The 25,796-nt window shown below is 69.3% G+C and carries 25 protein-coding genes and 1 pseudogene; 4 read left to right on the top strand and 22 right to left on the bottom strand.

The genetic code is table 11. From position 1 onward, the window contains the following. Window positions 1–40 precede the first annotated feature (40 nt). The 9 genes and pseudogenes from ACZ7L5_RS00635 to ACZ7L5_RS00595 form a co-directional block, all read right to left on the bottom strand. Window positions 41–1,324: an ATP-grasp domain-containing protein gene (locus ACZ7L5_RS00635; protein WP_471514459.1), complete on the bottom strand. Its 1,284-nt coding sequence runs from the start codon at window positions 1,322–1,324 to the stop codon at window positions 41–43. A 216-nt stretch (window positions 1,325–1,540) separates the two neighbouring features. Then, window positions 1,541–1,681: a hypothetical protein gene (locus ACZ7L5_RS00630; RefSeq protein ID WP_471513166.1), complete on the bottom strand. Its 141-nt coding sequence runs from the start codon at window positions 1,679–1,681 to the stop codon at window positions 1,541–1,543. Continuing rightward, the gene (locus ACZ7L5_RS00625; RefSeq protein ID WP_471513164.1) at window positions 1,678–2,079 is read right to left on the bottom strand and encodes a hypothetical protein; all 402 of its coding nucleotides are present in this window, start codon (window positions 2,077–2,079) and stop codon (window positions 1,678–1,680) included. The genes ACZ7L5_RS00630 and ACZ7L5_RS00625 overlap by 4 nt, the downstream gene beginning before the upstream one ends. Window positions 2,080–2,111: 32 nt before the next feature. Beyond that, a pseudogene (locus ACZ7L5_RS00620) lies at window positions 2,112–2,501 on the bottom strand (DJ-1/PfpI family protein); the annotation flags it as partial. Further along, the gene (locus tag ACZ7L5_RS00615) at window positions 2,489–3,088 is read right to left on the bottom strand and encodes a flavodoxin family protein (RefSeq protein ID WP_471514457.1); all 600 of its coding nucleotides are present in this window, start codon (window positions 3,086–3,088) and stop codon (window positions 2,489–2,491) included. The pseudogene ACZ7L5_RS00620 and the gene ACZ7L5_RS00615, both read right to left, overlap by 13 nt. 695 nt (window positions 3,089–3,783) lie before the next feature. Further along, the gene (locus tag ACZ7L5_RS00610; RefSeq protein WP_471513162.1) at window positions 3,784–4,593 is read right to left on the bottom strand and encodes an SDR family oxidoreductase; all 810 of its coding nucleotides are present in this window, start codon (window positions 4,591–4,593) and stop codon (window positions 3,784–3,786) included. Between the two features lie 1,347 nt (window positions 4,594–5,940). Next, the gene (locus tag ACZ7L5_RS00605; RefSeq protein ID WP_471513160.1) at window positions 5,941–6,273 is read right to left on the bottom strand and encodes a hypothetical protein; all 333 of its coding nucleotides are present in this window, start codon (window positions 6,271–6,273) and stop codon (window positions 5,941–5,943) included. A gap of 116 nt (window positions 6,274–6,389) precedes the next feature. Further along, window positions 6,390–7,718, bottom strand: coding sequence for a class I SAM-dependent RNA methyltransferase (locus ACZ7L5_RS00600; RefSeq protein ID WP_471513158.1), 1,329 nt, complete (start codon window positions 7,716–7,718; stop codon window positions 6,390–6,392). Between the two features lie 427 nt (window positions 7,719–8,145). Further along, window positions 8,146–10,203 (bottom strand): APC family permease, encoded by a 2,058-nt coding sequence (locus ACZ7L5_RS00595; RefSeq protein ID WP_471513156.1) that lies wholly within the window; start codon window positions 10,201–10,203, stop codon window positions 8,146–8,148. Between the two features lie 516 nt (window positions 10,204–10,719). On the opposite strand from ACZ7L5_RS00595, the gene ACZ7L5_RS00590 reads away from it, so the two are divergent. Together ACZ7L5_RS00590 and ACZ7L5_RS00585 are read left to right on the top strand one after the other, a co-directional pair. After that, window positions 10,720–11,391 (top strand): potassium channel family protein, encoded by a 672-nt coding sequence (locus ACZ7L5_RS00590; RefSeq protein WP_328422468.1) that lies wholly within the window; start codon window positions 10,720–10,722, stop codon window positions 11,389–11,391. After that, window positions 11,391–12,068 carry a potassium channel family protein gene (locus ACZ7L5_RS00585; RefSeq protein WP_062670424.1) on the top strand — a complete coding sequence of 226 codons (678 nt, stop codon included), beginning with the start codon at window positions 11,391–11,393 and terminating at the stop codon, window positions 12,066–12,068. The genes ACZ7L5_RS00590 and ACZ7L5_RS00585 overlap by 1 nt, the downstream gene beginning before the upstream one ends. Before the next feature lie 183 nt (window positions 12,069–12,251). Here the strand turns inward: ACZ7L5_RS00585 and ACZ7L5_RS00580 are convergent, their stop codons facing one another. The 8 genes from ACZ7L5_RS00580 to ACZ7L5_RS00545 form a co-directional block, all read right to left on the bottom strand. Further along, window positions 12,252–12,992, bottom strand: coding sequence for a DUF3159 domain-containing protein (locus ACZ7L5_RS00580; protein ID WP_328878644.1), 741 nt, complete (start codon window positions 12,990–12,992; stop codon window positions 12,252–12,254). 3 nt (window positions 12,993–12,995) lie between these two features. Beyond that, window positions 12,996–13,394: an OB-fold nucleic acid binding domain-containing protein gene (locus ACZ7L5_RS00575; RefSeq protein WP_328878645.1), complete on the bottom strand. Its 399-nt coding sequence runs from the start codon at window positions 13,392–13,394 to the stop codon at window positions 12,996–12,998. An 85-nt stretch (window positions 13,395–13,479) separates the two neighbouring features. Continuing rightward, entirely contained in the window at window positions 13,480–14,199 is a 720-nt protein-coding gene (locus ACZ7L5_RS00570; RefSeq protein WP_365068190.1) for a response regulator, read from the bottom strand. Then, complete coding sequence (locus ACZ7L5_RS00565; protein ID WP_471513153.1) at window positions 14,193–16,769, bottom strand: sensor histidine kinase; 2,577 nt, start codon at window positions 16,767–16,769, stop codon at window positions 14,193–14,195. The genes ACZ7L5_RS00570 and ACZ7L5_RS00565 overlap by 7 nt, the downstream gene beginning before the upstream one ends. A 139-nt stretch (window positions 16,770–16,908) precedes the next feature. Further along, the gene (locus ACZ7L5_RS00560) at window positions 16,909–18,075 is read right to left on the bottom strand and encodes an alginate lyase family protein (RefSeq protein ID WP_471513151.1); all 1,167 of its coding nucleotides are present in this window, start codon (window positions 18,073–18,075) and stop codon (window positions 16,909–16,911) included. Window positions 18,076–18,233: 158 nt separating this feature from the next. After that, window positions 18,234–18,992, bottom strand: coding sequence for a DUF3710 domain-containing protein (locus tag ACZ7L5_RS00555; RefSeq protein ID WP_328422478.1), 759 nt, complete (start codon window positions 18,990–18,992; stop codon window positions 18,234–18,236). 1 nt (window position 18,993) lies between these two features. Next, a complete protein-coding gene (gene dut, locus ACZ7L5_RS00550) occupies window positions 18,994–19,545 on the bottom strand; it encodes a dUTP diphosphatase (protein ID WP_328422480.1) in 552 nt (183 codons plus the stop codon). Next, the gene (locus ACZ7L5_RS00545; RefSeq protein ID WP_363031822.1) at window positions 19,542–20,126 is read right to left on the bottom strand and encodes a PaaI family thioesterase; all 585 of its coding nucleotides are present in this window, start codon (window positions 20,124–20,126) and stop codon (window positions 19,542–19,544) included. Before ACZ7L5_RS00545 ends, dut begins: the two co-directional genes overlap by 4 nt. Window positions 20,127–20,184: 58 nt before the next feature. Here ACZ7L5_RS00545 and ACZ7L5_RS00540 point away from each other — a divergent pair, with 58 nt between their 5' ends. Next, window positions 20,185–20,646: a DUF3093 domain-containing protein gene (locus ACZ7L5_RS00540; protein WP_471513148.1), complete on the top strand. Its 462-nt coding sequence runs from the start codon at window positions 20,185–20,187 to the stop codon at window positions 20,644–20,646. 110 nt (window positions 20,647–20,756) lie between these two features. Here ACZ7L5_RS00540 and ACZ7L5_RS00535 read toward each other — a convergent pair whose 3' ends face one another. From ACZ7L5_RS00535 to ACZ7L5_RS00520, 4 genes are all read right to left on the bottom strand, one after another. Beyond that, window positions 20,757–21,680 carry a hypothetical protein gene (locus ACZ7L5_RS00535; RefSeq protein ID WP_363031823.1) on the bottom strand — a complete coding sequence of 308 codons (924 nt, stop codon included), beginning with the start codon at window positions 21,678–21,680 and terminating at the stop codon, window positions 20,757–20,759. A gap of 13 nt (window positions 21,681–21,693) precedes the next feature. Then, complete coding sequence (locus tag ACZ7L5_RS00530; protein WP_005481602.1) at window positions 21,694–21,990, bottom strand: DUF4193 domain-containing protein; 297 nt, start codon at window positions 21,988–21,990, stop codon at window positions 21,694–21,696. A 405-nt stretch (window positions 21,991–22,395) separates the two neighbouring features. Next, window positions 22,396–23,649 (bottom strand): sensor histidine kinase, encoded by a 1,254-nt coding sequence (locus tag ACZ7L5_RS00525; RefSeq protein ID WP_471513146.1) that lies wholly within the window; start codon window positions 23,647–23,649, stop codon window positions 22,396–22,398. Window positions 23,650–23,654: 5 nt separating this feature from the next. Further along, window positions 23,655–24,308, bottom strand: a complete 654-nt coding sequence (locus ACZ7L5_RS00520) for a response regulator transcription factor (protein ID WP_007385219.1) — start codon at window positions 24,306–24,308, stop codon at window positions 23,655–23,657. Between the two features lie 419 nt (window positions 24,309–24,727). On the opposite strand from ACZ7L5_RS00520, the gene ACZ7L5_RS00515 reads away from it, so the two are divergent. After that, on the top strand, window positions 24,728–24,901 hold the full coding sequence (locus tag ACZ7L5_RS00515; protein WP_328878653.1) for a hypothetical protein: 174 nt from the start codon (window positions 24,728–24,730) through the stop codon (window positions 24,899–24,901). Between the two features lie 73 nt (window positions 24,902–24,974). On the opposite strand, the gene ACZ7L5_RS00510 is transcribed toward ACZ7L5_RS00515, so the two are convergent. After that, the gene (locus ACZ7L5_RS00510; protein WP_471513144.1) at window positions 24,975–25,790 is read right to left on the bottom strand and encodes an inositol monophosphatase family protein; all 816 of its coding nucleotides are present in this window, start codon (window positions 25,788–25,790) and stop codon (window positions 24,975–24,977) included. Window positions 25,791–25,796: the final 6 nt, after the last annotated feature.

The following is a 25,796-nucleotide window of genomic DNA, read 5'->3' as shown; positions in this document are numbered from 1 at the left end:
CTGGCTCCTTCTTCGCGTCGAGGGCAGGGGGTGCGGGCGCTCAGGCCGGGCCGGGCTGTCGGTCGGCGGCAGGCGCGGTGTCCTCGAACGAGAGGCCGAGGGCGGCCACGCAGCGGTCGTACTTCTCGCGCAGCTCCTCCTCGCTGTCGCCGCCGGTGAAGATGTGCGCCAACTCGTAGCTGTAGCTGTCCTGCTGCGACAGATCGGACAGGCGCTGCCGTTCCCTGGGCGCCACGTCGACGCGGACACCAGGGATGTCGCGTTCTATCTGATCCAGCCGGTCGCGGCCGGGCACGTCGCGCACCACACCGTCGGCGAACCAGCGGTGGTACCACTTGGCGGCCATCGCGTAGCGGCCTTCCCTGTGCGGCATACAGGGGTCCTCGCCGCGGGCCAGCGAAAGCATGCAGTGATGGTTGGGCACGCCGTCGACGAAGTCGAACAACTCGGCGTGCGACTGGGAGTGGCGCGGATTGATCTCCAGGATGTGCACGGCCTCCTTCCCCGGGTCGTAGAAGAACTCGATCGAGAAGGTCGCGCCGTCCATACCGATCCGGCGCATCACCCGCTCGGACACGTCGTGCAGACGGTCGATCACCGGCTGCGGGAGCATGGAGGGGTACTGGTGACGCAGGAAGGAGGAACTGCCCGGGTAGTTGATGGAGTCGAGCACCCCGTAAACGGTCACCTCGCCCTGGTGCACGTATCCCTCCACCGCGACCTGAATGCCGGTAAGGCCCTCCTCGGCGAGACAGACCAGGCTTCCGACGTCTGCCATCTCGGGCGGCAGTTCCAGCCGTTCCATGACGGACTCGAAAGGGCGGCCGATGCGGCCGGCACCCGCACGGATCTCCTGCACGGCGGCGCGGAAGCCGTCCTCGTCCTTCACACCGAAGGCCAGCTCGGAGGAGTAGGAGAGGGCGGGCTTGAGCCACAGGGGGTAGGAGACGCCATCCGGCAGTTGCGGCTCGTCCGCGTCAAGGTCCACCCGGCCGAACGCGGGCACCGCCTCCGGCGCGGCCGCGCGCTGCTCCAGGCGACTCCAGTACTTGTGCTCGCACTTGACGATCGAGGCCAGATCGGTGGCGCGGGTGCCGTACTCGCGGGCGAGGATCGGCACCATGGTGGAGACCGGGAAGTCCCAGTAGCCCGTGATCGCGTCGATCGTGCCGTCAAAGGCATCGAGCACGCGGCGGGCCCGGTCGAGCAGATCCGGTACGGAGACCTCTCCGCCCTGCAGTTCCTCGATGGTCAAAAGACCGTGGAACCGGCAGTCGCGCCCGGCACCGGCCGCCCGCAGGGTCGGCAGATTCGCCTCGTCCATACCGATGACGAAGATGTCCTCGCTCACATGTGCTCCTTAAGGGGACGGTGGGAATCACGATCAGGTCCGGACTTGGGCCAGGCGTAAGGACGCGGCTCCGGACCGACCGGCCAGCGGGTGCCCACGAGGAGTTGTACGTATGCATGGCAGTCACGGAGCCGCCCGGAGGAGCCGACAGCATGTGCGTACGTGAACGGGGGCTGTGTCGTGGAGAGCTCAGGGCAGCACCCTCACTGCTCGGGCGATGACGAGGAGCGAGGTCAGGAGCGCGGCGACGCTCCGCACGCTCATCAGGAGTTTGGCGCGCGCTGACAGCGCCATGGTGTCCGTCGGGCTGAACGCCGTGGAGTTGGTCACGGAGACGTACAGGCAGCCCACCAGTGTGGGCACCCAGTCGGACGCGCCGCTGGCGCCGTCTCCGAGCCGTCCTTCACTCCCGCGTGCACCAGTTGGTGGATCAGCATGCCGAGCGCGACCGGATTGCTGGCTGCGATGACCGCCACCAGCGTGAGCGAGAGGATGCGGAAGGTGCTGGTCCGACGGATGAGACGGCGCGGATTGATGGCGACCAACGGCACCAGCAGGACGACCTCCAGAGCCGGCAGGACGTAACGCGGGGGAATCAGAAGCTGCTCCGGCAGGAGGAGGTACAGCCCGAGCGCCGACAGCGTCGCAACGACGGCGGGCAGGCGGGCCTCGCCGCGCCGATGGTGCCGAGGATGGCTGCGCCGGGCAGCCGCTCTGGTACGGGGCACGCGTCGTCCTGCGCTCGTCCGTCCGTTACCTCTCACTGGGTGAGCCGTTCGCGGATCGCCGTCACGAAGTCGTCCAGGTCCTTCGGGGTGCGTGAGGGTGATCAGCGGATAGCCGCCCTCTGTGTCCACGACGACCGGTTCGTCTACCCACGCCTTGGCGCCGGCGTTGGTGATGTCGGTGCGCATGGACGGGTACGAGGTGAGGTCCTGCCCCGCACCACGTCGGCCTCCACCAGCGCCCACATGCCGTGGCAGATGGCGGCGACGGGACGGCCGTTCGCCGCGAACGCCTTCACCGTGTCCACGGCCACGACCTCCAGGCGCAGGTGGACGGCGTTGAGCGTGCCGCCGCGAATGAGCAGGAGGTCGTGCGGGGCTGCGCCCAAAGTCTCGTAGGACACGTCCGGGGTCATCCGGCCGGGTAGGGGTGGTCCTCCAGGAGCTTCGCGAGGTGGACGGTGTTGACCGCGAGCGCGCGGGTCGTGTCTGCCACTGCCTCGGGTGTCCCGTCGAGGTCCTGGTAGTCGGTGCCCTGCTGGGCCTCTCCGACCCAGTACGTGACGGCGCCGGGGGCGAGGGAGAAGCCGACGTCGTTCAGGCCCTGAAAGACGTCGGCGCTCACCTTGTGCGCCCCGTCCTCGTTGCCGACTACTGCGACTGCGGCGACCTTGCCGGAGAAGAGGGGGCGCCCCTGCTCGTCGGTCTGCGACGAATCGGCGTTCAGCCGTTCCAGGACACGTTGGCAGATGCTGGAGGGATGCCCGAGCCAGATCGGCGTGGCGATCACGAGGATGTCGGCCCGGAGCACCTTCTCGCGCAGGAGCGGCCAGGCGTCACCCTCCCCCATGTCCACCCCGATGCCGGGGCGTACGTCGTGGTCGGCGACGCGTACCGTCTCCGTCGTCACGCCGAGCTTGTCGAGTTCGGCGCAGACCTGGTCCGACAGCAGCAGACTGCTGGAGGGGGCGGGGGAAGAGTTGAGCGTGCAGACCAGGGACAGGGCGCGCATGGTGTGTTTCTCCTTGTGCGAGAGTGGAACGAGCGGCATGTACACAGGGTCACCTGCCATCAAGGCGCGGCAGGACGACACTGCTGTAGAAGTCGAAGAATCCTTGTGGTCGGGCCCGACCTGGCCGACGTACACCTCGTCGAAGCCCGCGTCGACGTAAGCCGCCACGGCGCTTACGTGTTCGTCCACGTCGTCGCCGCAGACCATGCCGTCGGCGACGGCCTCCTCGGTCACGAGCGTCGACGCCTGCTCGAAATGGGCCGAGTCGGGCAGCACTTGGCCGAGTTCGCCCGGCAGGAACGGGGTCGGCCACAGCCTGTAGGCCGTCGTGACCGCCTGGCCGCGGTCCGTGCCCCAGCACACCTTCATGCCGCCGAGTACGGGCTTCCGGCCGCCTCCCGCGCGCCGGAACTGCCCCATCAGGTCTGCGTCCGGCGTCATCGTGACGAACCCGTCCTCCCTCCGGCCGGCCGGCGCCGCGGCCTCGGGCCGGAACCGGAACCCGGAGACGTCGACGTCGACGTCGACGGGGACAGGCTCGTCGGACACCGCCATGAGGTGTTCGGCTTCCCGCAGATACTGGCCGCGCATCAGCCGATCGTCCAGACGCCCGACGGAGTAGGAGGGGTCACCGGCGGCGGCCGGACGTATGGTGGCGCGGCGCAGGCTGTCGCCCGACCTGCGTGGCCGCCGTGTCAACGGCTGTCGGTCATTCCGCCGGTCACCGCGATGGTTTCGCCGATCGTGTAGCTGGAATCGGCTTCGGAGGCGAGGTAGACGTAAGCGGGGGCGAGTTCCTCCGGCTGGGCCGCGCGGCCCATCGGATCCGCGGCAGCGAGGTTCTCCTTCAGGTAGTCGTCGGGGAAGCGCTGGCCGGCGAGGTTCAGGACGGTCCATGTGGGGCCAGGGGCCACGACGTTCGCGCGGATCCCGCGTTTGGCCAGGTGAGAGGCGATCGACTTCGTGAAGATGATCTGCGCGGCCTTCGATGCCGCGTAGTCCATCATCATGTCGCTGCCTTTGAGGCCCTCCTCCGACGCCGTCGCGATGATCGCGTCCCCCCGCTTCAGGTGGGGCAGGGACGCTTGTACGAGGTGGAAGTAGGCGTAGACGTTCGTCTTGAACGCCAGGTCGAAGTCCTCGAAGTTCAGGTCCTCGAGCGAGTTCTGACTGTTGAGGCGAGCCGCGTTACTCACCAGGATGTTCAAGCCGCCCAGAGTGTCCACCGTCGTTTCGACGGCGTGTCGGCAGAAGTCCGGATCACACAGGTCACCCGGTATCAGCAGGCACCGCCGGCCCTCGGCTTCGACCGCCTTGCGGGCTTCTTCGGCGTCCTCCTGCTCCTCGGGCAGATACACGATCGCCACGTCGGCGCCCTCACGGGCATACAGCACTGCCACGGACCTGCCGATGCCCGAGTCGCCACCGGTGATCAGCGCCACCTTGCCCCGCAGTTTGTCCGACCCGCGGTAGCGCGGCGCCATGTAGCGAGGCGGCGTCGACATCTTCGACTCCAGGCCGGGTCGCGACTGACGCTCAAACCGATACGGCGGCGCCGGCTCACCGGCCCCGTCCGGCCGGGCAGAAGGAACATCACGCGCGTCAGTCATCAGCCTAATCTCCAGTCACACGTACAGAGGGCGCCCTCCGCGTAACCCGGACGCGAGCGCCAAAACACACCCGCCTGCGATGATGTGCGCCCGGGAAGCGATCGGACCATCGACGACCGCGAACCCATCCGCACAGACCCGGAAAGCGACCTGCTGCACGTCGGCTTCCGGCGTGAAGGATGCCCGGTTCACTGCGACGGCCCTGGTACACCCGGCCGCGTACTGCTTCACAACTTTTGTCACCCCGTCTGCACCGCGGAACTCATCGACCCCCACTTGGAACTCCCCTCCCATCTCTCCAGCCGCAGCGGGCCGGAGGGGGATGGCAGAAGCGTGGGAGCGCGCGCGAGTAATGATCATGGTCAAGACGTATCCGCAACTGGCAACGAACTGCCGCGAGGCGAGCTGCGTCGCCGGCGTACACCTCGACCGCGCAGCCCCCGAGCACTGCCGCCCCTTACGGTCAAGTGCCCCAGAACGTTCAAGCTGCTCGGCCTGTTCTCTCCGTGCCGGGACATCGTCGAGAACTACCAGGAGGAAATGTTCTCGCTGTAAACACGCCACGTGCGTCTCATCCGAACAAAGGTCCCCTCGGCCCGCCCTGAATTCGCGGGGAAGCAGCGGGCATTGTCCCCGCGGCAGCACACCTGGGGAACCGCGGGAGGACCACATGCACCAGGCCCTCAAACGAGCGCCAGCAGGCTGTGCAAAACCGAGGGCTGATCGAAATCACCAGAAGCCGCGGCCATTGAAGCGCCCACCTCACCGACACAGGCCGACAGGACCTCACCGACCGCGGCATCCGCCCCACGGAGCAGCGCGCCGCACCGCCAGAGCGGCTCGGCCGCAGGCCGGCACCGCCACGGCCCAAGACGGCACCGAAGGCCCGTACAAGCTATGCGGATCGGCTCCTCGAAGAACTGGCCGCGAACGACGCCTGTCTCACCAAGCCCCTCGAACCCGGCCCGCACGCGGTGAATTGGGCGTCATGGGTCAACGCCGCCCGCAAGTCCGGCAAGATCCCCCACACGCAGGAGCTCTACGGATACCGCACCCACCGCTGCTAGGAAATCAAGTTCGTCGACATCCCCGCCTGGCGCCTCGCCGCACTCACACCGCTCCCCGTTCCATCCAGACTCACCAAACCCCAATCCGTCGTGGCCGCCCTCCCAAAGCAGCCGCAGGCCATGGGATTGACGAAGTCCGTCCAAGGGCGCGCCCTGCGCGTCATCCAGGCCCTCATCACCGCCACCGAAACACAAGGCTCAAGACGGGCTCGGAACCACACAAGGCGCTCACCCACCCCATCGGCGCCGCAGCGCACCACCGCACTTCACCATCGCCGCCCAAGGCGAAAGCGTCGGATTCCTCATTCCCAGGAACAGGACCGCGGCGAACACGTGACCACTCGCCGAAATCGCGCAGGAAGTCGGCCTCCGCGGCGAAGCCGCGGAACGCAAACGCCGCGCAGACCAGCAAGCGCGCGAGGAGCAGCACCGGCGCCGGGAAGCCGCCATGCAGGAAGCCCGTGCCGCGTACGCCCACGCTTATCGCGTCAAACACCTCGAAGAACAAGCAGGGAGCCTTACAGACCCCGCTCCTACTGAGCCCCGAACCAGGCCATGACCCGCATGAAGACATCGCCCGTAACGCCCACGGCGCACATAATGCACATTCGACGAAACAGCAGGTCAGGCGCCCTTTGCGGCAGGTTCGAGGATCGCGACGCATTCAACATGATGAGTCATCGGAAACAGATCAAACGCCCGCAGCATCCGCACCCGATAACCCCCCTCCCGGAAGTACCCCAGATCCCGAGCCAACGCCGCCGGATCGCAAGCCACATACGCGATGCGCCGCGCCCCCAGGGACGCCAGATGCGCCACCGTCTGCCGGCCGGCGCCCGCCCGCGGCGGGTCCAGGACGATCAGGTCCACCTCGGTGATCCCCGTACGCGGCAGTACCGACTCGACCTTGCCCTGCTCGATCCGCACTCGGTCGAAGTCGGCCAGGTTGTGCCGGGCGTCCTCCACCGCGCGCTTGCCGGACTCGATGCCGAGGACCGCGCCCTTGTCGCCAAGGCGGTCGGCGAGGGCGCCGGCGAAGAGGCCGACGCCGCAGTAGAGGTCGAGGGCCATCTCGCCCTTGCGGGGCAGCAGGCCTTGCATGACCGCCGTCACCAGGGTGTCCGCGGCCTTCGGGTGGACCTGCCAGAAGCCGCCGCTGCCGACCCGGTGGGTACGGCCGTCCGCGCGTTCGCGGACGAAGGGGCGGCCGTGGACGCGGTGGACGCCGCCGTCCTTCTCGCCGACCCGCATCACCGAGACCGGCCGGTCCAGTTCGACGATCGGCAGGCGCCCGCCCGGCCTCGGCGTCAGGATCACCTGGCGGTCCTGCGAACCGGTCGCCGCGATCGCCTCGACCCCCGCCATGCCGGACCAGTCGCGCTTCTCGATGCCGAGTTCGCTGACCCCCTCGGCGGCGATCATGCAGTGGTCGATCGGCTCGACGTCGTGCGAGCGGTGCCGGCGCAGTCCGGCGTGGCCGTCGGCGTCGACGGCGTACTGCACGCGCGTCCGCCACTGCGGCACCTGCCCGGCGGGCAGCTTGTCGCCCTCGGCCGGCATGACCGTGCCGTCCCAGCCGATGTCCTCGGGCGTGAGCCCCGCGAGCCGCTGCAACTGCTCGGCGATGACCTCGCCCTTCATCCGGCGCTGCGCCCCCGGCTTGGCGTGCTGCCAGTCGCAGCCGCCGCAGCGGCCGGGCCCGGCGAAGGGGCAGGGTGCCTCGATGCGGTCCTTGGACGCCGACAGGATCTCGACCGCGTCGGCGCGCAGGAAGCGGTCGCCCTCATCACCCTCGGTCACCCGGGCCACGACACGCTCGCCGGGCAGGGTGTGCCGGACGAACAGGACCTGGCCCGCGTCCGTGCGGGCGATGCAGTGCCCGCCGTGGGCGACGGGGCCGATCTCGACCTCGTACTCCTCCCCCACCAGCGACTTCTTCTGTTCTGCCTGCATGGTGGGGTGACTCCAGATCGAGAGGCGGGACGGCGCGGCCCTCGACGGCGCTCTTCAGCGGCCCGGGCCTGACAACAGCCCACCAGTCTACGTGCTCCCGCCCGCACCCCCGGCCCGCGTCATCGCTGAGCGTCCGGCCCGGCGGCCTCCTTGGCCCACCCCAAGATCCACGCGCTCCGGCCACCCCGCCCGGCCCCCATCAGCGCAGGCCCTCCCCCACCGGATGTCTCCGCCCGCTCCTGAAGCTACGCACTCCTGCCGCGTCATCGCTGAGCGTCCGGCCCGGCGGCCTCCTTGGCCCACCCCAAGGTCCAGGCACTCCGGACACTCCGCCCGGCCCCGTCAGCACAGGCCCTCAAGCCCCCGGACCACCCCGTCGCCCACTCCAAGGTCCACGCACTCCTGCCGCGCCCCCGCCCCGCCCCCGTCAGCGCTTGGCGTCCGGCTCCGCAGGCTCCTTCGCCCGCTCCTGGGCCGGCCCCCGCCGCACCGCTCCCGGTGCGTTCCAGTCCTGCCGCTTGCGGGCCCGGGCCTTCGCCGCCTCGGACGACTGGAGCTGGTAGGGCACCGAGGTCACCATGATGCCCGGCGTGAACAGCAGCCGGCCCTTCAGCCGCAGTGCGCTCTGGTTGTGCAGCAGATGCTCGTACCAGTGGCCGACGACGTACTCCGGGATGATCACGGACACGGCGTCGCGCGGGGACTCCTTGCGCAGCCCCTTCACGTACTCGATGATCGGCCGCGTGATCTCGCGGTAGGGCGAGTCGAGCACCTTCAGCGGTACGTCGATCCCACGCCGCTCCCACTCCTCGCGCAGCGCCTTGGTCTCCGCCGGGTCGACGTTGACGCTGAGCGCCTCCAGGCTGTCCGAGCGCATCAACTTGGCGTAGGCCAGGGCGCGCAGGGCCGGGCGGTGGATCTTGGAGACCAGGACGACCGAGTGCACGCGGGACGGCCGTACGCTGTCGTCGCTCGGGCCCTCGGGGGCGGCGAGTTCCTCGGAGACGTGGTCGTAGTGGCGGCGGATCGCCGTCATCACGCCGTAGAAGATCACCATGCCGAGCAGCGCGACCCAGGCGCCGTGCGTGAACTTGGTGACGAGCACGACGATCAGGACCAGGCCGGTGAAGAAGGCACCGAAGGTGTTGATCGCGCGGGAGCGGATCATGTGGCGGCGCTTGGCCTGGTCCTTCTCCGTCCTCAGCAGACGGTTCCAGTGGCGGACCATGCCGGTCTGGCTGAGCGTGAAGGAGACGAACACGCCGACGATGTACAGCTGGATCAGGCGGGTGGAGTCGGCGCCGTAGACCCACACCAGCAGCATGGCCGCGCCCGCCAGCAGCACGATGCCGTTGGAGAAGGCGAGCCGGTCGCCGCGGGTGTGCAGCTGGCGGGGGAGGTAGCGGTCCTGGGCGAGGATCGAGCCGAGCACCGGGAAGCCGTTGTAGGCGGTGTTGGCCGCCAGGAACAGCACCAGCGCGGTGGCCGCGGCGAGCACGATGAAGAAGAAGCTGCCCTTGCCGAAGACTGCCTCGGCGACCTGGGTGATCACCGGGTTCTGGACATAGCCGGAGCCGACCGCGACGCCGTCCTTGATCAGGTCGACGGCCGGGTTCTCGGCCATGCGGACCTTGGTCACCATCGCGAGCGCGATGATGCCGCAGAACATGGTGACGGCCAGCAGGCCCATCATCGCCAGCGTGGTCGCCGCGTTCTTCGACTTGGGCTTGCGGAAGGCCGGGACGCCGTTGGAGATCGCCTCGACACCGGTGAGCGCGGCACAGCCGGAGGAGAAGGCGCGCAGCAGGAGGAAGACGAGCGCGAAGCCCGCGAGCCCCTGGTGCTCCGGCTTGATCTCGTACGACGCCGTGGGTGCCCGCATGGTGTCGTCGAGGATCAGCCCGCGGAACGCGCCCCACGCGATCATGATGAAGACGCCCACGACGAAGACGTACGTCGGGATGGCGAAGAGCCCGCCGGACTCCCGGACGCCGCGCAGGTTCATCACCGTCAGCAGCAGGATCACCGCGGCGGCGCACTCGACCTTGTGCTCGACCACGAACGGGATCGCGGAGCCGAGGTTCTCGATGCCGGAGGAGATGGAGACGGCGACGGTCAGGACGTAGTCGACGAGCAGGGCGCTCGCGACCGTCAGGCCGGCCTTGGGGCCGAGGTTGGTGGTCGCCACCTCGTAGTCACCGCCACCGCTGGGGTAGGCGTGCACGTTCTGCCGGTAGGACGCGACCACGGTGAACATCAGCACGACGACCGCGACCGCGATCCAGGGGCTGAAGTGGTACGCCGACACGCCCGCGATGGAGAGGACCAGCAGTACTTCTCCGGGCGCGTATGCCACGGAGGACAGCGGGTCGGAGGCAAAGACGGGCAGTGCGATGCGCTTCGGCAGGAGCGTTTCCGCCAGCCGGTCACTGCGCAGCGCGCGCCCGATCAGAATCCGTTTGGGCACGTCGGTCAGTTTGGACACAACAGAGAATCGTAGGCCCCCTGCCTGGGCCGGAGCACATCCGGGTGAAATCACGCGCGGCGCCGGGGTGAATTCCGGGCCGCGCTCGTGCCTTGCGCCGATCCGTTCGGCGCCCCCATGCCTCCATGACCTGCGCCTGAACGCTCATCACCCCGTCTGAACGCTCATCACCACCGGGAGACCTCATGTCGCAGACGACCGCTCAGCTCGTCGGAGTCCTCGTCTCGCTCGCCGGCCTCGGCGTCCTGACTCTGGCCAGCCTCCGCAGCTTCAACCGCCGCTGAGCGGGCGGGCGGGACGCCCCGGTCGGCCTGTCGGACCCGGAGGTTACGGTGGACGAAGGCACACGCGAGCCCACGATCCGTACCGCGGGGGATCATCGACGGGATTCCCCGGCATGATGTTGCCCAGCGGTCCCCGACCGGCCCGCGCCTGTTGCCCGGCGAACCGAGAGAAGGATATGAGCACCACGTTCACGCAAGTCAGACGCCTCACGAGGAGTGCGGGGTAAGCGCCGTGCACATCGTCATCATGGGTTGCGGAAGGGTGGGCTCCGCTCTTGCCCAGACCCTGGAGCAACAAGGGCATACGGTCGCCGTGATCGACCAGGACCCCACCGCGTTCCGCCGGCTGGGCCCCGGGTTCGGAGGCCGCCGGGTGACCGGCGTCGGCTTCGACCAGGACACCCTGCGCGAGGCGGGCATCGAGGAGGCGGGCGCCTTCGCCGCCGTCTCCAGCGGTGACAACTCCAACATCATCTCCGCGCGCGTGGCCCGCGAGATGTTCGGCGTGGAGAACGTCGCTGCCCGGATCTACGACCCCCGTCGCGCCGAGGTCTACCAGCGCCTCGGCATCCCCACCGTGGCCACCGTCCGCTGGACGGCCGACCAGATGCTGCGCCGTCTGCTGCCCTCGGGCGCCGAGCCGCTGTGGCGTGACCCCACCGGCGGCGTGCAGCTCGCCGAGGTGCACGCGTCCACGGACTGGGTGGGCCACAAGATCAGCAGGCTGCAGGAGGAGACGGGCGTCCGCGTCGCGTTCCTGACCCGGCTCGGTGAGGCGATCCTGCCCACCTCGCAGACGGTGCTGCAGGAGGGCGACCTGGTGCACGTCATGATGCGCACCGACGAGGTCGACAAGGTCGAGGCGGCGTTCGCCAAGGGTCCCGAAGAGGAGGGCGGTCACTGATGAGGGTCGCCATTGCCGGTGCCGGTGCGGTGGGCCGCTCGATCGCGGGCGAACTGCTGGAGAACGGCCACGAGGTCCTTCTGATCGACAAGGCGCCGACCGCCATCTCGGTCGAACGCGTCCCGCAGGCGGAGTGGCTGCTGGCCGACGCCTGCGAGATCACATCGCTGGACGAGGCAGCCCTACAGCGCTGCAACGTGGTGATCGCCGCGACGGGCGACGACAAGGTCAACCTGGTCGTCTCCCTGCTGGCGAAGACGGAGTACGGCGTACCGCGTGTCGTGGCCCGTGTGAACAACCCCAAGAACGAGTGGCTGTTCAACGAGGCCTGGGGCGTCGACGTGGCCGTCTCCACCCCCCGTCTGATGTCGGCCCTGGTCGAGGAAGCGGTCTCGGTCGGCGACCTGGTCCGCCTCCTGCGCTTCAGCCACGGTGACGCCAACCTCGTCGAACTGACCCTCCCTGAGGAGTCGGCCCTCGCCGGCACCCAGGTAGGCGACGTGGAATGGCCCCAGGACACCTCCCTGGTGACCATCATCCGAGGCACCCGGGTCCTCACTCCGTCCCGCGAGGACTCCCTGGAAGCCGGCGACGAACTCCTCTTCGTGGCCGCTCAGGCCAGGGAGGAGCAGCTGGAGGACCTGCTGTCGGTGCGGCGCGAGGACGCGGCGGGCTAGCCCTGCGGGCATACGACGACGGAGGGCGCCCTGGGGATCACAGGGCGCCCTTCGCGTTGGGGGGCCGGCCGGCAAAATCAAGCCCGTCCGGCGTTTGAGGACGAGGCCGTTCAGGCCGACAGCGGGGGCCTGGGGGCGGCAGCCCCCAGACAGGGGCGCACCAACGGCACCAACGGCGGGTACCTACTCGGCCGAGCCGGCGGCAGCCTTGCGCTCCTGCTCGGCCTTCTCCGCCGCCTCCATCTCCGCGAACACGTCGATCGGCGCGGGCGCCTTCGCCAGGAAGACCCACGTCAGCCACACGGCCAGCAGGAACGGTGGAATCTTCAGGGCGATCAGGACCCAGCCGAACTGCGTGGTGTCCGCCCACCAGTACAGCGGGAAGAGGATCGCGCACTTGGCGAGCAGGATCAGGCCCCAGGCCCAACTGGCCTTCGCGTACGCCTTCTTGCGCCCGGGATTGCGGGTGCGCCAGGAGAGGTTCTCCTTGAACACCGGCCCGAGGATCAGCCCGATCAACGGCACGCCGCACAGGGTCGTGATGATGTACGCGAGCGCCAGTCCCAGCGTGTAGAGCATGCCGGGCAGGTAGAAGTCCTTGGCGTTGCCGGTCATCATCGCGAACACGACACCGAAGGCGACGCCGAAGACGCCGCTGAACGCGTGCTTGATGGTGTCCCGCATCACCAGGCGCACCACCACCAGCACCAGGGACACCGCAAGCGCGGCGATGGCCGAGAGGTGCAGATCCTTGTTGATCGTGTAGATGGTGACGAAGAGCAGACCGGGCAGCACCGTCTCGATCATGCCGCGCATGCCGCCGAAGGCCTCGAACAGCGCAGCCTCGGTCACCGCCCGGGCATTCTGCTCGGCGTCTGCGGTGGTGTCGGTGGTGTCTTCAGTCGGCTTGTCGAGCGACGTCACCGGCTACTCCCGTCCGAGGGGTCTCAGTTCGTATTTCGGGTTGAACAGCACCCGGCGGCCCCGGCTCATGGAGACCCGGCCCGATGCGATCAGCCGGCGCCCCGGCTCTATCCCTACTATGGAGCGCCTGCCGAGCCACACCACGTCCAGGGCGGCGGAGCCGTCGAACAGCTCGGCCTCCAGGGCGGGGACTCCCGCACGCGGCCGCAGGGTGACCGTGCGCAACGTACCAGTAACCGTCACTATCTGTCGGTCACGGCAGTCACCGATCTTGGTACAGCCGGTCGTCTCGGCGTCCTCACGCAGCTCCTCGGACTCCAGGTCCTCCTGCGACGAGGAGAGCCGGTCGAGCATGCGCCGGAACCGGCCCACCGACTTTTCCGAACGAGGAACAGCACTCATGTCTTGAAGCCTACCGGGGTGCACCGACACTCTCGTACCCCCGGTGCCGACGCCCGAACCAGCCGCTGCCGGCCCGCCCCACCGCTCACTTCTCGAACCGGTACCCCATCCCGGGCTCCGTGATGAAGTGCTTGGGGTGCGACGGATCGCCCTCCAGCTTCCTGCGCAGCTGGGCCATGTACACCCGCAGGTAGTTCGTCTCCGTGCCGTACGACGGCCCCCACACCTCCTGGAGCAGCTGTTTCTGACTGACGAGCCGCCCCATGTTGCGGACGAGCACCTCCAGCAGATGCCACTCGGTGGGGGTGAGGCGTACGTCCTTCCCGCCCCGGTTGACCTTCTTCGCGGCCAGGTCGACGGTGAACGCCTCGGTCTCCACCGTGGTCACGTCGTCCTCGCCGGGCCCGACCGGCTCGGCGCGGCGGACGGCGGCACGGAGCCGGGCGAGCAGCTCGTCCATGCCGAAGGGCTTGGTGACGTAGTCGTCGGCGCCCGCGTCCAGCGCCTCGACCTTCTCGTCGGAGGAGTGCCGGGCGGACAGCACCAGGATCGGCACCCGGGTCCAGCCGCGCAGCCCGCGGATCACCTCGACGCCGTCCATGTCGGGCAGACCGAGGTCGAGGACGACCACGTCGGGGTGGCGGGTGGCCGCGAGTTCGAGGGCGGTGGCCCCGTCGTGGGCCGCGTCGACCTCGTACTTGCGGGCCTTGAGGTTGATCACGAGGGCGCGCACGATCTGCGGCTCGTCGTCGATCACCAGTACCCTCGTGGGGGCCTGGGGGGTCCCCCCGGTCGGGCTCAGCATGTGGTCTGCCTTTCGGGTTCCACGGGGCGCTCCACTGGCACGCCCCCCTCTTCGTGAAGCGCCGCGCGCGATCCTGCCGCCCGCAGCGTGAGCACCATGGTGAGCCCGCCGCCCGGCGTGTCCTCGGCGTTGAGCGTGCCGCCCATCGCCTCGGCGAAGCCGCGGGCGACCGCGAGCCCCAGCCCCACTCCGGCTCCGCGCGGGGCGTCGCCGTAACGCTGGAAGGGCGCGAAGATGCGTTCCTTCGCCTCGTCGGGCACGCCGGGACCGCGGTCGACCACCCGGACCTCGACCCGTTCGGCGAGGGCGCTGGCGGCGACGAGAACCCGGCCGCCGTCCGGGCTGTACTTGACGGCGTTCTCGACCAGGTTGGCCACCGACCGCTCCAGCAGCCCGGGGTCCACGGCAACCATGGGCAGCGTCTCCGGAATGTCCAGCTCCACGCTGTCCTCCGGCACCCCGCCGAGCGCCATCGGCACCACTTCGTCGAGGTCGATCTCGCGGATGAGCGGCGTCACCGTGCCGGTCTGCAGCCGGGACATGTCCAGGAGGTTCCCCACGAGGTGGTCGAGCCGGTCGGCACCCTCCTCGATGCCCTCCAGGAGCTCGGCCTCGTCCTCCTCGGACCACGCCACGTCGTCGGACCGCAGCGACGAGACCGCCGCCTTGATGCCCGCGAGCGGCGTACGCAGGTCGTGGCTGACGGCGGCGAGCAGTGCCGTGCGGATCCGGTTGCCCTCGGCCAGCTCCTTGGCCTGGTCGGCCTCCTCCTGGAGCCTGCGGCGGTCCAGGACGACCGCGGCCTGAGCGGCGAAGGCGGCGAGCACCCGGCGGTCCTCGGCGGGCAGCACCCGGCCGGTCAGCGCGAGTGCCATGTGGTCGCCGACCGGCACGTCCACGTCCGCGTCCTCGGGCCGCTGCAGTGCCCGTTCCAGGCCCACCCGGCCCGCGCACGTCCACGGATCGACGTCGCTCGCGCGCTCCAGCAGGGCCGCGGACTCCATGCCGAAGGTCTCGCGGACCCGCTCCAGCAGCTCCTCCAAGCCGGTCTCGCCGCGCAGCACGTTGCCCGCGAGGAAGGAGAGGATCTCCGACTCGGCGCGCAGACGTGCCGCCTGGTGCGTGCGGCGGGCGGCGAGGTCGACCACGGAGGCGACGGACACCGCCACGAAGACGAAGATCACGAGCGCGAGCAGGTTCTTCGGGTTGGCGATGGTCAGTGTGTGAGCGGGCGGTGTGAAGAACCAGTTCAGCAACAGTGAACCGACCGCCGCCGACACGAGTGCCGGGAGGAGCCCGCCGAGCAGGGCGGCGCCCACCGTCAGGGTCAGGAACAGCAGCATGTCGTTGGCGAGACCGAGGTCGGCGTCGACGTGGGTCAGCAGCAGCGTGAGCAGCACCGGGCCGACGACGCCGGTGAACCAGCCCCAGATGATCCGCGCCCGGCCGAGGCGCGCCCCGCGGGCCACGGGCAGCCCGCGCCCCTTGGCGACCTCCTCGTGCGTCACGATGTGCACGTCGAGGTCGGGGCCCGACTCCCGGGCCACCGTCACGCCCACCCCAGGTCCGAACACGTACTGCCAGCTCTTGCGGCGCGAGGAGCCGAGGACGATCTGGGTGGCGTTCACACCGCGCGCGAAGGCCAGCAGGGCCGCCGGGATGTCGTCCCCGACGACATGGTGGAAGGTGCCGCCGAGGTCCTCGACGAGGGTGCGCTGGACGGCCAGCTCCTTGGGCGAGGCGGAGGTCAGGCCGTCACTGCGGGCGATGTAGACGGCGAGCACCTCGCCGCCGGCGCCCTTCTCCGCGAGCCGGGCCGCCCGGCGGATCAGCGTCCGCCCTTCCGGACCGCCGGTCAGGCCCACGACGATCCGTTCCCGCGAACCCCAGATCTTCGACACCCGGTGATCACTGCGGTACTGCTTCAGATACTCGTCGACGCGGTCGGCCACCCAGAGCAACGCCAGCTCCCGCAGTGCGGTCAGGTTTCCCGGCCGGAAGTAGTTGGACAGGGCCGCGTCGACCTTGTCCGGCTGGTAGATGTTGCCGTGCGCCATCCGTCGCCGAAGTGCCTGTGGCGACATGTCGACCAGCTCGATCTGGTCGGCCCTGCGCACCACCTCGTCCGGCACCGTCTCCTGCTGCCGTACGCCCGTGATCGACTCGACGACGTCACCGAGAGACTCCAGGTGCTGGATGTTGACGGTCGATATCACGTCGATACCGGCGGCGAGCAGCTCCTCCACGTCCTGCCAGCGCTTGCCGTTGCGCGAGCCCGGAATGTTGGTGTGGGCCAGCTCGTCGACGAGCGCCACCTGGGGCCTGCGGGCGAGGACGGCGTCCACGTCCATCTCCGTGAAGGACGAACCCCGGTACTCCAGTTCCTTGCGCCGTATCTGCTCCAGGCCGTGCAGCATCACCTCGGTGCGCGGCCGGTCGTGGTGTTCCACGAACGCGACCACGCAGTCGGTCCCCCGCTCCACGCGCCGGTGCGCCTCGGACAGCATCGCGTACGTCTTGCCGACGCCCGGTGCCGCACCGAGATAGATCCGAAGCCTGCCGCGTCCCATGTTCCTCATTGTGTTCCGGCCACTGCTGCCTACGCAGCGTCGACCTTACGGCCAATATTCGCGACAAATGGGGCCGGGTGCGGCGGCGGGAGCGTCTTTGACGCAACTCTGACGCTCCCGCCAGGTGCGTCGTGGGGACTCAGCTGGGGTTGTCGGCGTGCGTGAGGGTCTCCCAGGCCACGAAGAGGTTGTTACTGCCGGACGGGCGGTTGCGCGTGTTCAGCGTCTCGGTGTTGGTCATGGCATGCCCGAGACGGTTGGCCAGGGCGTTGTGCCCGACCTCGGTGACCGGGCCGAGCCCGAGCTTCAGCGAGCCGCGGCACAGCCAGCTGGGCACGCCTTCACCGAGCTCGTACTTGGCTTGGAACCCGAGCGCGTGCCGCAGCCGCTCGCCGACGTCGGTGCCGTACAGGTCCTGCCCCTGGATCCGGCTGGTCTCCGCGACGTGCGAGATCGCGGAGATGCCGTAGCCGGTGTGCGTGAAGTCGCGGCAGGTCTCCTGGGTGAGGCCGGTGACGAAGGTGGACTGCCCCTGCCAGTAGTTGACGATCTTCTCGCGCGTGTTGAGGTTCTGGCTCGGCACGGTCTTCGGCAGATCGCCGTCCGAGGACAGGTACACATACGCGGCGGTGCGGGTGCGGAACTTCCCCATGGCCTTGTCGTACGACGCCTTGTCCTCCAGGAAGACGGAGATGCCGACGGCGGCCTCCATCATCGACAGCTCCCAGTTGCCGTTGGAGTTGGAGCCGTTGATGATCTCGGGCAGGTACACGTTGCGGAGCATGGTGGCGAACCGGCCGGAGTTCGCCCAGTTCCCGGTGTACGTGTGCTTGATGATCTCGGCGGCCTTGGGCCAGGACGAGCCGGCCCAGCCCGTCTGCAGGGGCGCGTTGCTGTTGGTGTGGTCCCTGATGGTGGCCGACCAGGCGTCCATCAGCTCGATGGCCTTCTTCGCGTGCCGCTCGTCGCGGGTGATGTACCAGGCGAGGGCCTGGGTGTAGGCGGCTATCGCGTCCTCGCGCTCATCGGTGCAGCCGTAGTTGGGGTTCGAGTACGAACCGCACTCGACGACCGCGCGGGGCTTGGGAGTGCGGTTCAGATCGGCGTACTTGCTCGCCATCATCCGGTCGAAGGCGCCCTTCCAGGGCTGGGCGCCGGCGTTGACCTTGGAGCGCGTGAACTCCAACTGCCCCTTGGAGACGGTGACTCCGGGGTGCACGAAGGTGGTGGGAGCGGCGTCGGCGGGCCAGGCGAGAACACCGGCGACGAGGGCGGCCGCGGCCGTGAGGAGTGCGGTTCTGCGCATGCGTGGGGGGCCTTCCGTTCTCGTATGTGAACGTAAAGCGCCTTTATGAACGGCGCGTTGGGCCGAGACGGTAGGTACAGACCAATGCACCGTCAAGAGTTCACGCACGAGAAAGGGCCGCACCCCTGAGGGGTACGGCCCTGATGTCTCTACGAGTCTCAGCGAACCTCGGTGATCTCCGGTCCGCGCTGGAGCTGGCCCATGCCGCCGGAGAAGCGCGAACCGGCCTCCTCCTGCTGCACGCCCTCGGGGACCATCTGGGCGTCGGTCGGCAGCTGCAGGACGATCGGGTCACGGGGGGCCATCGGGCCTTCGCCGCGCACCACGACCGTGTCCCGGAAGATCTGCTCGAGCAGACCGGCCGCCTGCGGCTGCACGGCACCCTGACCCGAGATCACACCGCGCAGGAACCAGCGGGGTCCGTCCACACCGACGAACCGCACGACCTGGAAACCGCCCGTGCCGTCCGGCAGCTGAACCGGTACCTGGGCCCGCAGCTCCCAGCCGAGCGGCCCCTCGACCTCGTCGATGATGCCACCCTGCTGAGTGATGCCCGAGCCGATCTCCTCGCGCACCTCGCCCCAGATGCCCTCGCGCTTGGGCGCGGCGAAGGCCTGCAACTGAATGGCGCTGTCGCGCAGCACGACGGTGGCCGCGACGATCGCGTCACCCGCGACCTCCACGCGCAGTTCCATGCCGTCGACGCCCGGCACCAACAGGCCGCCCAGGTCCACCCGGCCCTCGCCGGGCTCACGGACCTCGGAGCTGTCCCAGGGCCCGTCGGGCCGCGGTTCCGGCTCCAGCCGTACGCGCTCGCGCGTACCGTCGTCGTCCGCCTCAGTGTCGATGTCGACGACCTGCTCGGGCTCGCCCGCCGCGTCCTCGGCGGCACCCTTCTTGTTGCGACGTCCGAACACGTCACTGTCCTTCCCGGTCGGATACGACCGAAGCGTATCGATTCCCACCCGTAGCGCCGCCATCGGCGGCCTGACCGCTTGTATCGCTTGTTTCGCCCACCGCGGCATGCCCGCCGGTGGACCCGAAGCCCCCCTCGGCCCGTGCCGAATCGGGAAGCTCCGCGACCTCCTGGAAGCGAACCCTCTCGACCTGCTGGACAACCAGTTGGGCAATCCGGTCGAAGCGCTCGAACCGCACGGGCTCGTGCGGGTCGAGATTCACCACGATCACCTTGATCTCCCCACGGTACCCGGCATCAACCGTCCCCGGGGCATTCACGAGGGCGACACCGCAGCGGGCGGCGAGACCGGAACGCGGGTGCACGAAGGCCGCGTACCCCTCCGGGAGTGCGACAGACACCCCGGTGGGCAGTACGGCCCGTTCCCCAGGCTTGAGTTCACGGCTCTCGGTGGTGCGCAGATCGGCTCCCGCGTCACCGGGAAGCGCGTACGTCGGAAGCGGTACGTCCGGGTCGACCCGGCGGATCAGCACGTTCAGGGGTTCACGGCTCACGGGTTCACCTCGAAGGCACGGGCACGCCGGACCTGGTCCGGGTCGCTCATGGCGGCCCGGATCTCCTCCGGGCGGCCGTTGTCGATGAAGTGGTCGACCTTCACCTCGATGAAGAGGGCGTCGGCGCGGACGGCGACGGGTCCTTCGGGGCCGCCGATCCGACCGGTGGCGGTGGAGTAGATCTTGCGGCCCGCCACCGCCGTCACCTCGGCCTCCAGGTACAGGACCGTGCCCACCGGAACCGGCCGTACGAAGTCGGTCTCCAGCCGTCCGGTCACGGCGATCGTCCGCAGCAGCCAGTTCAGCGAACCGAGGGTCTCGTCGAGGGCGGTCGCGAGGACACCGCCGTGCGCCAGTCCGGGCGCGCCCTGATGGGCGGGCTGCACGGTGAACTCGGCCGTGATGCTGACGCCGTCACCCGCCCGTGCCTCCAGGTGCAGCCCGTGGGGCTGCTCGCCGCCGCAGCCGAAACACTCGCCGTAGTGCGCACCAAGCAGCTCGCCGGGCGCGGGAGCCTCGGCATGCCGCACCGGTTTCACGGCGTCGGCCGGAGGCTTAAGAGACGGGGAAATGCCACTCACAGCCGCAGACCTTACCCGCGCGTCGGCTGCATCCGGACACCGTGCCAAGCTTGGCTCCATGCAGCCCTCCGCCGCCCCGTACGAAGAACGCCTCACCGCGCCCCGCTCCTGGTGGCTGGTCTCGTGCCTGGTCGGGCTCTCCCTGGCCCTGATCCTGCTGCCGTTCGGCACGCTGCCCATGCTCGTCGGCCTGGCCGGCGGCACCGCCGCGGCGGCCGTCATGGCCAGTTCGTACGGCTCGGTCCGCATCCGCGTGGTGGGCGACGCGCTGATCGCCGGTGAGGCGAAGGTTCCGGTGCGGGCGCTGGGGGAGGCACATGTGCTGGACCCCGAGGAGGCCCGTGCCTGGCGCACCCACAAGGCCGACACCCGGGCCTTCCTGCTGCTGCGCGCCTACATCCCCACGGCCCTTCGCGTCGAGGTCACCGACCCCGAGGACCCGACGCCGTACCTCTACCTGTCGACCCGTGAGCCGGAGCGGCTTGCGGAGGCGATCAAGGCTGCGAAGGTCTCGGCCTAGCACACCAGAACGGGCCGTCACCGGCCCTGGTCAAGGCTTGCTCTCGCCGTCGTAAAAGTTTGGCCGCGGCATTCCGAACGGCCTCTCGCGGGCGTGCCGCCTGCCGGTTCTCAGCCGTCTCCGAGTTCCTTGCCCCGGGCTTCACGCATGATGTCGCCCATCTCGAGCGGGTGCGCGGGGCGCTCCAGGGCCGGCAGTTCCGGCAGCTCGTCCCACGGGACCTGGACCTTGCGAAGGTCGGCCCGAATGCGGGCCGCGAGTTTCTTGGTGTCCCGGCGGTTCATGACCGCGCCGACGGCGGCGCCCACCATGAAGGGCATCAGGTTCGGCAGGTTGCGCACCATGCGCTTCATGATCTGCTGACGCAGCTCGCGCTTCATCTGCCCGCCGAGAGCGGCGTTGATCGTCGCAGGCTTCATCGGGTCGATGCCGCGCTCCTCGGACCACGAGGACAGATACGCGGTGCTGCGGTCCTTGAGATTGCCGGGCGGGCGTACGCCGTACACCTCGTGCAGCTCGGCGATCATCTTCAGCTCGATCGCGGCCACGCCGGTGACCTCGGCGGCCAGTTCCGTCGGCATCGCGGGCGGCACCGGCAGCATCGCCGCCGCGCCCACTCCCGCGCCGACCGTGGAGGTCGCGTTCGCGGCGCCCGCCACGAGTTTGTTCGCGAGTTGCTCGGGCCCGAGACCCGGGAAGTGCCGACGGAGGGTCGCGAGGTCCCGTACGGGGATCCGCGGGGCGTTCTCGATGATCCGGTCGGCGAGGTACGCCAGGCCCGCCCTGGCGCGGCTGCCGCCCTTACGGACCCCTTCCCTGGCCCTTTCCCGGAACGCCGCGACCCGCCGCTTCGCGACGGGCGCGGGAACCTCCACCGATGCCGGGAGGTCAGGCCCGGACATCGGTTCGAGCGAGGCTCCCTTGTCGGATGAGCCCCGCTCGCCTTCACGCGCGCCGTACGAGCCGTCGGACGGCTCCTGGTCCGCTCCCCGCGCGGGGAAGCGGCGCTTCCAAGGAGGGGTCGAGCCAGTCATGCCCGACCCGACCTCAGTCGCAGTCGCGGCAGATCGGCTGGCCGTTCTTCTCCCGGGCCAGCTGGCTGCGGTGGTGCACCAGGAAGCAGCTCATGCAGGTGAACTCGTCCTGCTGCTTGGGCAGCACCCGGACGGCCAGCTCCTCATTCGAGAGGTCCGCGCCGGGCAGCTCCAGGCCTTCGGCAGCCTCGAACTCGTCGACGTCCACTGCGGACGTCGACTTGTCGTTCCGCCTGGCCTTCAGCTCTTCAAGGCTGTCCGAGTCGACGTCGTCGTCGGTCTTGCGTGGGGTGTCGTAATCCGTTGCCATGTCGCTCTCCCCCTCTGGGTGTCTGCGGTGTCTCCAGCGCACGTAACGCGTGAGAGGCCGGACTTGTGCCCGACCCGAGGCGGAGATTTTGCCTCACATCAAGGTCTGTTACTCAATCGACACCCAACCGGACTCCTCAAGAGTGATCGGCTTGGATGGCGAACGGGACCGTACACGGTCCCAATGCCGCAGTTCAAAGGCGTCTCACCGTGTACTTCCCGTGATCAAGACCCCTGAAAACCCGGATTTTCCCGGCTTTCCGACAAGGCACATGATCACGGAGAGTAGATGGCCGGAAAACCGCCCTTGTGATCGATCACACACGGAACAGCCGACCGGGTGCCCAGAAAATTCCGCGCAAAGCGAACATCCCCGAATACCCGCCGGGTGTCGGCGCACATGCTCTCAGACCGGAAGGGTCACTCGCATCACGAGACCTCCGCCCTCGCGCGGCTGCGCATAGATGTGGCCGCCGTGAGCCCTCGCCACGGACCGCACGATGGACAGTCCCAGGCCCACGCCCTTGTCGCTGCCCGTGCGCTCCGTACGCAGCCGCCGGAACGGCTCGAAGAGGTTGTCGATCTCGTACGCCGGCACCACGGGCCCGGTGTTGGAGACGACCAGGACCGCCTGCCCGTGCTGGACCTCGGTGGTGACCTCGACCCAGCCGCCCTCCGGGATGTTGTACCGAACGGCGTTCTGCACCAGGTTCAGGGCGATCCGCTCCAGCAGCACGCCGTTGCCCTGGACAACGGCGGGCTTCTGCTCGCCGCGGATCTCCACGCCCTTGGCCTGCGCCTCCGCGTGCACCTGGTCGACGGCCTGCTCGGCCACCTCCGCGAGGTCCACCGGTTTGCGCTCGACGATCTGGTTGTCGCTGCGGGCGAGCAGCAGCAGGCCCTCGACAAGCTGCTCGCTGCGCTCGTTGGTGGCCAGCAGCGTCTTGCCGAGCTGCTGGAGCTCGACCGGCGCGCCCGGGTCCGACAGGTGCACCTCGAGGAGCGTGCGGTTGATCGCGAGCGGGGTGCGCAACTCGTGCGAGGCATTGCCCACGAACCGCTGCTGGGCGGTGAAGGCGCGCTGCAGTCGCTCCAGCATCTCGTCGAAGGTGTCGGCCAGCTCCTTCAGCTCGTCGTCCGGGCCGTCCAGCTCGATACGACGGGACAGGTCCGAGCCCGCCACCGCGCGCGCGGTCCGGGTGATCCGGCCCAGCGGCGACAGGACACGGCCGGCCATGGCGTAGCCGAAGGCGAAGGCGATGACCGCGAGGCCGAGCAGGGCCAGCAGGGAGCGGCTGAGGAGGTTGTCCAGGGCGATGTGACGCTTTTGGTCGATGCACTCGCTGATCGCGGAGTTGAACTCGTTGAGCGTCAGGCCCGTGGCGTTGTTGACCGCCGGGCAGTCGGCGCTGGCGACCTTGATCTCGTTACTGGCGCTCAGGATCTTGAACGGCGGCTGGTTGCCCGTGCTGATGGCCTGTGCGGCCAGCAGATAGATGATCGACAGCAGCAGGATGCCGGCGATCAGGAACATGCCGCCGTACAGCAGCGTGAGCCGTATGCGGATGGTCGGGCGCAGCCATGGGAAGGCGGTCTCCGCCCTGCGGGGTGCCCAGGTGGGTTTCGGGGGCGCCTGCGGAGGCGCGGGTGTCGTGGCCATGGGTATCAGATCCGGTAGCCGGAACCGGGGACGGTGACGATCACCGGCGGCTCTCCCAGCTTGCGGCGCAGCGTCATGACGGTCACCCGGACCACGTTGGTGAACGGGTCGGTGTTCTCGTCCCAGGCCTTCTCCAGCAGCTGTTCGGCCGAGACGACCGCGCCCTCGCTGCGCATCAGCACCTCCAGGACGGCGAACTCCTTCGGCGCCAGCTGCACCTCCTTGCCGTCGCGGAAGACCTCGCGGCGGTTGGGGTCGAGCTTGATGCCGGCGCGCTCCAGGACGGGCGGCAGCGGCACGCTCGTACGGCGGCCGAGGGCACGCACGCGTGCCGTCAGCTCGCTGAACGCGAAGGGCTTCGGCAGATAGTCGTCGGCGCCGATCTCCAGCCCCTCGACACGGTCGCTGACGTCGCCCGACGCCGTGAGCATCAGCACGCGTGTGGGCATGCCGAGTTCGACGATCTTGCGGCAGACGTCGTCGCCGTGCACGAGGGGGAGGTCGCGGTCGAGGACGACCACGTCGTAGTCGTTGACGCCGATGCGCTCCAGGGCGGCCGCACCGTCGTACACGACGTCGACGGCCATGGCCTCCCGGCGCAGTCCGGTGGCCACCGCATCGGCGAGCAGTTGCTCGTCCTCGACGACGAGTACGCGCACGTCGCTTGTCCTTCCTGTGTCCACCCGCGTAGCGCGTGTCATCGCGCGCGGGCAGGGGTCTTCGTCGGGTGTCTTGGCCTCCATCCTGCCCTTTTCGGCCATAAGTCGGCGGTAAGACGGGTGAGTGGGCCATGAAGGACAGGTGTGAAGCCCGGGGATGCGAGATTTTCTCTTCCGGTTGAGGTTTCCGCGGAAGAAAGCGGGGGGAGGACGGCTTTACACCCCGCGATCACGCTCTGCTTGTGCCGCACCACCATGCGGTACGAGGCGATCCGCTTCCCGCAGAGTGGATGTGGGTGTCCGGCACCGTCGCCGCCCGGCTTGGGCAGCGCTGGGCATCCACCGGAGACGTGATCGTCCCTTCCGATCGGCACACCCCCGTGCCACCGACCCACCGACCCAGGACGAGGGGGCGCAGCATGGACGCATTCACCGCAGGACTTCTGCAGCGCATAAGGGCGACCGAGTCCGACCTTACGCGGGCTCTCGACGAGGGCGACGACTTCCTCGTCGAGGTGGAGCAGGGCGAGCTCGACGACCTGCGCCGCCTCGCCGCCGAGCATGGCGTGGAAGTCGGCGCGACGAGCGTCTGACCGGTTCATGAGCACCACAGGGCCCCCGGCGAATCCAGCGCCGGGGGCCCTGCTCTTTGCTGGTGCCGTGCCGTCAGTCGTGCCAGGCGCCCAAGTCCTCCAGGAGTTGCTGGAGGGGCTCGAAGACCCCCGGTGTCGCTGCGACCGCCAGGTCACGTGAGGGGCGCTCTCCCGGGCGCCCACCCGTCAGCGCGCCCGCCTCACGGGCGATCAGGTCCCCGGCCGCGAGGTCCCAGGCGTTGAGGCCCCGCTCGTAGTAGCCGTCGAGTCGGCCGGCGGCGAGGTCGCACAGGTCGATCGCGGCCGAGCCGCCGCGGCGGATGTCGCGCAGGAGGGGGATCAGCCGCTGGGCGACGTAGGCCTGGTGGGTGCGCACCTCGGTGACGTAGTTGAAGCCCGTCGAGACCAGCGACTGGGCGAGAGGGGCCGTGGCACGGCAGGTGAGCCTGCGCTCACCGTCCCAGGCGCCCGTGGCCCACGCGCCGCCGCCGCGGACCGCGTGGTACACCTCGCCCCGCATCGGGGCCGCCACGACGCCGGCGACCGCCTCTCCGTCCTGCTCGGCGGCGATGGAGACGGACCAAGTCGGCAGTCCGTAGAGGTAGTTGACGGTGCCGTCCAGGGGGTCGATCACCCAGCGGACGCCGCTCGTGCCCTCGGTGGAGGCGCCCTCCTCACCGAGGAAGCCGTCGTCCGGGCGCTGCTCGGAGATCAGGCCCGTGATCAGCTTCTCGGCCGCGATGTCCATCTCGGTGACCACGTCGATCGGGCTCGACTTGGTCGCCGCGACGGCGAGGTCGGCCGGGCGGCCGTCGCGCAGCAGCTCTCCCGCGCGGCGGGCGGCCTCCTGAGCGAGGGTGAGCAGTTCCGTGTGCAGGGCGTCGGTCACGGGGCT

This window comes from Streptomyces sp. NPDC107528 (assembly GCF_055639295.1).
Note: the sequence above shows the minus strand (reverse complement) of the source record. Positions and strands in the feature narration are given on the sequence as shown.